This is a genomic window from Micromonospora sp. PTRAS2, assembly GCF_054052245.1.
Genome location: NZ_JBSWBU010000035.1, coordinates 1 through 7,115, shown reverse-complemented (window position 1 = coordinate 7,115; position 7,115 = coordinate 1). Strand labels below are relative to the sequence as shown.

General features: G+C 74.6%; 3 protein-coding genes. All 3 read right to left on the bottom strand.

Translation table 11 applies throughout. The features are described from left to right. Positions 1-5,034 (bottom strand): beta-ketoacyl synthase N-terminal-like domain-containing protein (locus ACVMYR_RS32960; RefSeq protein ID WP_457123681.1); only part of this gene is annotated, 5,034 nt, incomplete at its 3' end. Between the two features lie 247 nt (positions 5,035-5,281). After that, on the bottom strand, positions 5,282-6,139 hold the full coding sequence (locus ACVMYR_RS32955; RefSeq protein ID WP_431898252.1) for a metallophosphoesterase family protein: 858 nt from the start codon (positions 6,137-6,139) through the stop codon (positions 5,282-5,284). Positions 6,140-6,454: 315 nt separating this feature from the next. Continuing rightward, positions 6,455-7,115: acyl carrier protein (locus ACVMYR_RS32950; RefSeq protein ID WP_457123680.1), on the bottom strand; the 661-nt coding region annotated here is incomplete at its 5' end.

The window sequence follows — 7,115 nt, the reverse complement described above, 5'->3', positions numbered from 1 at the left end:
GCCCAGCATCTGCCCGATACGCTCGCCGCCCGCCTCGTTCAGGTCGAACGCCTGGTAGGCGACCCCCGGATGCAGCTGCGCGACCGCGTCTGCGTCGCGGATGTCGGTCTTGCCCATCTCGACGAACCGGCCACCACGCGGCAACAACCGCAACGACGCATCCACGAACTCACCCGCGAGGGCATCAAGGACCACATCCACACCGGCCCCACCGGACGCGGACGCGAACACCGCCTCGAACTCCGTCGACCGCGACGACGCAATCCGCTCCGGAGCCACCCCGAGGCCCCGCAGCGTCTCCCACTTACCGGGACTCGCCGTCGCGTAGACGGTCGCACCGAAGTGGTGCGCGAGCTGGATCGCCGCCATCCCGACCCCACCCGCACCCGAGTGGATCAGCACCGACTCGCCAGCCCGCAGACCCGCCAGATCGCGCAACGCGTAGTACGCCGTCAGGAAGACCAGCGGGACGGATGCGGCCTCGGCGTAGGACCAGCCGGCGGGGATCCTGGCCACCCGCTGCCGCTCGGCGACGACCTGCGGGCCGAAGCCCGGCTCGAACATGCCGAACACCCGGTCGCCGGGCGCGAGGCCGTCGACGCCGGGGCCGACCTCCAGCACGACGCCCGCGCCCTCGCTGCCCATCCGGGCCGCCGCGTCCGGGTACATGCCGAGCGCGATCAGGACGTCGCGGAAGTTCACGCCGGTGGCGCGTACGGCGATGCGGACCTGCCCGGCCCCGAGCTTCGCGGCCGGGGCGGCGACCAGGTCGACGCCGTCGATCGTGCCGGGGGCGACGGGCGCGAGGTGCCAGAGGCCCGACGCCGGGGGCGTCAGCTCGTCGCCGGTCAGCCGCGTCAACCGGGGTACGCGCACCGCGCCCTCGCGGACGGCGAGCTGCCCCCCGGTGAGGGCGGGGTCGGCGGCCACCGCCGCGAGCAGCGCCACCGCCTCGGCGTCCAGCGGGCCGTCGAGGTCGGCGAGCACGATGCGGTCGGGGTGCTCCGACTGCGCCGAACGCAACAGACCCCACACCGCCGCACCCGCCAGATCGGCCACCCCGTCCTCGTCCCGCACCACCACGGCACCCCGGGTCACCACCACCAGGCGCGAATCGGCGAGGACATCGGCGGCAAGCCACCCCTGCACCACACCCAACACACCCGCGACGACATCCCGCACCGCGCCCGGAACAGAGGCCCCCGCAGCGGTGGCCGGCAGCAACACGAGCCTCGGCTCGGCCGTGCCCGCCTCCACGGCCGCCACCAGCGCCGGCACGTCCGCGTACGCGGGCACCTCGGGCAGGGCGACCTCGCCGAGCGCCACCGCGCCGGACGCGTCGGCGGCCGGGGCGACGTCCTCGGCGTGCCAGGTCACCTCGAACAGGGAACGGTCGGCCGCGCTCGGGGTCGAGACAGTGCCCATCTCCCGCAGGACGAGGGAGTCGACGGAGACGACCGGCGATCCGGACTCGTCGACGGCAACCAGCCGCACCCCGGAACCGGCACGGCTCAACCGCACCCGCAGCGCACGGGCACCCGCCGCATGCACCTGCACACCGGTGAACGCGAACGGCACCCGAGGCCCGGTGCCGGTGCCGGCGTCGAGCAGCCCGATCGGGTGCAGGGCGGCATCCAGCAGCGCCGGGTGCACCCCGAAGCCGGTGGCGTCGGCCGCCGCCTCGTCGGGCAGCGCGACCTCGGCGTACACGTCGCCGTCGGGGTTGGTCCACACCCGGCGCAGCCCCTGGAACACGGGCCCGTACGCCAGGCCGTGCTCCGCGAACGCCGGATACCAGCCGGCCAGTTCCGCCTCGGTCGCCCCGGCGGGCGGCCACGCGCCGACGGTCGGTTCCTCGGCGGCGGCCGGCTCCAGCACACCCTCGGCGTGCCGGATCCACTCCGCGTCCGGCTCGTCGTCGGGCTGGGTGTGCACCGTCACCTCGCGGGCACCGGAGTCGTCGGCCGCGCCGACGCGCACCTGCACCCGCACGGCCTCCGAGGCGGGCAGCGTCAACGGGGCGGCGATCGTCAGCTCCCGCACCCGGGAGGCACCCACCTCGTCGCCGGCCCGCACCACCAGCTCGACCAGCGCCGTGCCCGGCACCACCACCGCGCCCGCGACGACGTGGTCGGCCAGCCACGGGTGCGTCGACACCGACAGGCGACCCGTCAGCACCGCCTCGTCGTCACCGGCGAGGCGCACCGCCGCACCGAGCAGCGGATGCCCCGCCACGCCCAGGCCGGCGGCCGACACGTCGCCCACCTGCCACGTGCCCGCCTCGGGCCAGAACCGCTCCCGCTGGAACGCGTACGTCGGCAGGTCCACCCGGGACGCGCCCGTGTCGGCGAACCACGACCGCCACCCGACCGACACCCCGTTGACGTGCAGCTCCGCCAGGGCGGCCAGCAGACCGGCGACCTCCGGCCGATCCCGACGCTGGGCGGCCACCGCGACCACGTCCCCGCCGTCGGGCACGGCGTCCGCCGTCAACGCCGTCAGGACACTCTGCGGGCCGACCTCCAGGAACGTGTCCACCCCCGCCGACCGCAACGCCGCCACCCCGTCGGCGAACCGCACCGCCTCCCGCACATGCCGCACCCAGTAGTCGACACTACGAACCTCGTCCGCGTCGGCCAGCGCACCGGTCACGTTCGACACCAACGGCAGCACGGGCACGGAAAACGTCAACCGGCCGACCAACGCCCGGAACTTCTCCAGCATCGGCTCCATCAACGGACTGTGGAACGCGTGACTCACCGCCAGCCGACGGGTCCGCACCCCCCGACCCCGCCACGCCCGCTCCACCACGTCCAGGGCGTCCACCGCACCCGACACGACGACCGAAGTCGGGCCGTTCACCGCCGCGATGCCCACCCGATCGGACAACCCGTCCAACGAGGACAACACGTCCGCCTCGGCCGCATTGACCGCCAACATCCCACCACCGGCCGGCAACGCCTGCATCAACCGACCCCGCGCCACCACCAGAGCACACGCATGCTCCAGCGACAACACCCCCGCCACATGCGCCGCCACGATCTCACCAACCGAATGACCACCCACGAAATCCGGCACCACACCGAACGACTCCACCAGACGGAACAGAGCCACCTCGACCGCGAACAACCCCGCCTGCGTGAACACCGTCGAATCCAGCAGCTCGGCCTCCGGCGTCCCCGCCTCCGCGAACAACACCGGCCGCAACGGCTGCGGCAACCCACGGTCCAGGTGCCCGCACACCTCGTCCAGCACCGACGCGAACACCGGGAACGACGCGTACAACTCCCGACCCATCCCCGCCCGCTGCGCGCCCTGACCGGAGAACAGCACGGCGAGGGGACCCCGGTCGGCGGCGCGGCCGGCGACAACCGCGCCGGACGGCTCGCCCGCCGCCAGGGCGCGCAGCCCGGCGACGAGATCGTCGCGGCCCGTCGCCACGACCACCGCGCGACTGTCCAGGGCAGCGCGGGCGGTGACCGACGACCACGCCACGTCCACGGGACGCGCGTCGGGGTCGGCGTCGAGCCAGGCCACCCAGCGGCCCGCCTGCGCGGCGAGGGCCGCGGGGTGCGCGGCGGAGAGCAGCACCGGCACCGCCGGGACTTCCCGCCCGGGGGCCTCGGCCGCGGCGGCCGGCTCGGGCGGCGGGGCCTGTTCCAGGACGAGGTGGGCGTTGGTGCCGCTCATGCCGAAGGAGGAGACGGCGGCGCGGCGGGGCCGGCCGGCGTCCCCGGTCCACGGGCGGGCCTGCGTGAGCAGGGCGACCGCGCCGCCCGTCCAGTCGACGTGCGGCGTGGGCTCGTCGGCGTGCAGGGTCGCCGGGAGCAGCCCGTGCCGCATCGCGAGGACCATCTTGATCACCCCGGCGACCCCGGCGGCGGCCTGCGTGTGGCCGAGGTTCGACTTCAACGAGCCGAGCCAGAGCGGCCGGTCGGCGGGCCGGTCCCTGCCGTACGTGGCCAGCAGCGCCTGCGCCTCGATCGGGTCGCCGAGCCGGGTGCCGGTGCCGTGCGCCTCCACGACGTCCACGTCGGCCGGGGTGAGGCCGGCGTTGTCGAGGGCCTGGCGGATGACGCGCTGCTGGGCGGGGCCGTTCGGGGCGGTGAGGCCGCTGCTGGCCCCGTCGGAGTTGACGGCGCTGCCCCGGATCACGGCGAGCACGGGGTGGCCGTTGCGGCGGGCGTCGGACAGCCGCTCGACGAGCACCATCCCGACGCCCTCGGCCCAGCCGGTGCCGTCGGCGTCGGCGGAGAACGCCTTGCACCGGCCGTCGGCGGCCAGCCCCCGCTGGCGGGAGAACTCGACGAACCCGCCGGGGGTGGCCATCACGCTGACGCCGCCGGCCACGGCGAGGGTGCACTCGCCGTCGCGCAGGGCCTGACCGGCCAGGTGCAGCGCGACCAGCGACGACGAGCAGGCGGTGTCGATGGTGACGGCCGGCCCCTCCAGACCGAACGAGTAGGCGAGCCGCCCGGAGATGACGCTGGCGGCGGTGCCGGTCAGCACGTAGCCCTCGGCGCCCTCGGGGAGGCGGCGCAGCACGGAGGCGTAGTCCTGCCCGGCGGTGCCGACGAACACGCCGGTGCGGCTGCCGCGCAGCGACCCGGCGTCGATGCCGGCGCGTTCGAACACCTCCCAGGTGGTCTCCAGCAGCAGCCGCTGCTGCGGGTCCATCGCGAGGGCCTCGCGGGGGGAGATGCCGAACAGGGTCGGGTCGAAGTGGCCGGCGTCGTCAAGGAACCCGCCCCGGTCGCTGTACGAGGTGCCGGGGTGGTCGGGGTCCGGGTCGTACAGCCGGGCCAGGTCCCAGCCCCGGTCGGTGGGGAACGGGCCGGTCGCGTCGGTGCCCGCGGCCACGAGGTCCCACAGGTCCTCGGGGGAGCCGACGCCGCCGGGGAACCGGCACGCCATCGCGACGACGGCGATCGGTTCGGGTTCGGCGCTTTCCAGCTCCCGCAGGCGCCGGTGCGCCTGGCGGAGCTCGGTGGTCACCCACTTGAGGTGTTCGAGGAGCTTCTCTTCGTCCGCCATGACCCACCCGCCCGGAGCTTGCTACCGATCGATTCCGCCGAACACTGAGGAAGCCACCACCGCAGGCATCCGGCCCTGGGAATTGCCGGTATCCGACCCTCACCGTGAGTGGACGGTACTGAGCGCGCTACGGCGGCCCAACCCCTACGGGACCCCTCAATCAGCCCCCGCGCGGCGCCTCCCGGAGGGGCGATAACCGCAGGATGAGGCCGGTGGGAGGGCCCTCGGGGACGCCCGTTCCCGGCGGTCAGCCGTGGGGTCGGGCGGGGGCCGGAAGGATCTGGCGGGGCCGTCCCGGCGGGGTGGCGCGGCGACGCCACTCGCGCGGGTAGCCGACGGACACCTCCTCGAAGCGGACGCCGTCATACCAGGTGGTGCGCGGGATGTGCAGGTGGCCGTAGACGGCGACGCGGGTGTCGTAGCGCAGGTGCCAGTCGGCGGTCAGGTCGGTGCCGCACCACTGGGCGAACTCGGGATAGCGCAGGACCCGGGTGGGCTCGCGGACCAGCGGGTAGTGGTTCACCAGGACGGTGGGCAGCCCGCCGCGCTCGGCGTCGAGCCGCCGCTCGGTCTGGATCACCCGCGCCCGGCACCAGGCGTCCCGGCTCGGGTACGGGTCGGGGTGCAGCAGGATCTCGTCGGTGCAGACCACGCCGGTCTCGTGCGCCCGCGCCAACGCCTGCTCCCGGGTGTACGTCCCCGGGGGCCGCCACGTGTAGTCGTAGCCGACGAAGAGCGGGGCGATCAGGACGGGATCCCCGTCCGGGTCCCACACCGGGTACGGATCCTCCGGCGTGACCACGCCCAGGCTGCGGCACAACGCGACGAGGTGCCGGTAGCGTTCCTCGCCACGCAACTGGACGGTGTCGTCGCGGGGCGTCCACAGTTCGTGGTTGCCCGGTGCCCAGATCACCCGGGCGAACCGGTCGCGGAGCAGGCCGAGCGCCCACTCGATGTCCTTGGCGAACTCGCCGACGTCACCGGCGACGATCAGCCAGTCGTCGTCGTTATCGGGGCGCAGGGCCTCGACGATGGCCTTGTTCTCCGCGTACACGACGTGCAGGTCGCTGATCGCGAGGAGCTGGCCGCTCTGGGAGCCGGTCACAGGGCACCTCCCGTGTCTCCGGGCACCCGCGCGCACCCCCGCCTCCGCCCGTCCCGCGCCAAGCGGGACGACAACCTGTCGGGCTCCGACCCTACGGAGCCCGGCAGGAGGCGACACACCCCTAGATCCACCCACCAGACCCCTAGCCCCACCCTCCCGGCCACCATCCCGGCCCTCCCCCGGCGGTCTCCCTCCCCCCGGTGATCAAGAGGTTTGCGTCATCGCCGAGATCAACCTTGACGCTTTTCTCTTGATCACCGGGGCGAGGGCGGGGCGGGGGCGGGGGCGGGGGCCGGGGGCACAGGGTGGGGTGGGTCAGGACTTGCCGAATTCGCGTTGGATGATGGCGAAGATGTCGTCCTCGGTGGCGGTGGACAGGTCGTCGGCCACGGCTACGGCCTCGGCCGGGGCAGGCGACGCGGGAGCCGGCGAGGCCGGATCGAGCGAGGCCGGATCCAGCGAGGCGGGGGACGGCGACGACGGGGCGGTGGCGGCTCGCCAGTGGGCCAGCAGGTCCTCCAAGCGGCGGGTGATCTCCGAGTCGTCGCGCCGGTCGGCGGGGACGGTCCGCAGCAGCTCGTCGAGCCGTTCGATCTCGGCGACGACCGGGGTGGCCGCACCGTGCGGCACCAGCTCGGCGCGCAGGTGCTCGGCGAGCGCGGCCGGCGTCGGATAGTCGAAGACGAGGGTGCTGGGCAGGGCGAGACCTGTCTCGGCGGTGAGCCGGTTGCGCAGCTCCACGGCGGTCAGCGAGTCGAAGCCGAGTTCCAGGAAGCCCCGGGCGGCACGGATCGCCGCCGGGGTGCGGTGCCCCAGCACGGTGGCGGCGGTGCCGCGTACCAGGTCGAGCAGGATGCGGTCCCGCTCGGTGTCGCCGGCGGCGGCCAGCCGGTCCCGCAGCTGCTGCGGGGCACCCGAGTCCGCCGGCGGCTCGGCTCGGTCCGCCGTGCCGGCCTCAGGGATGCCGCCGAGCAGG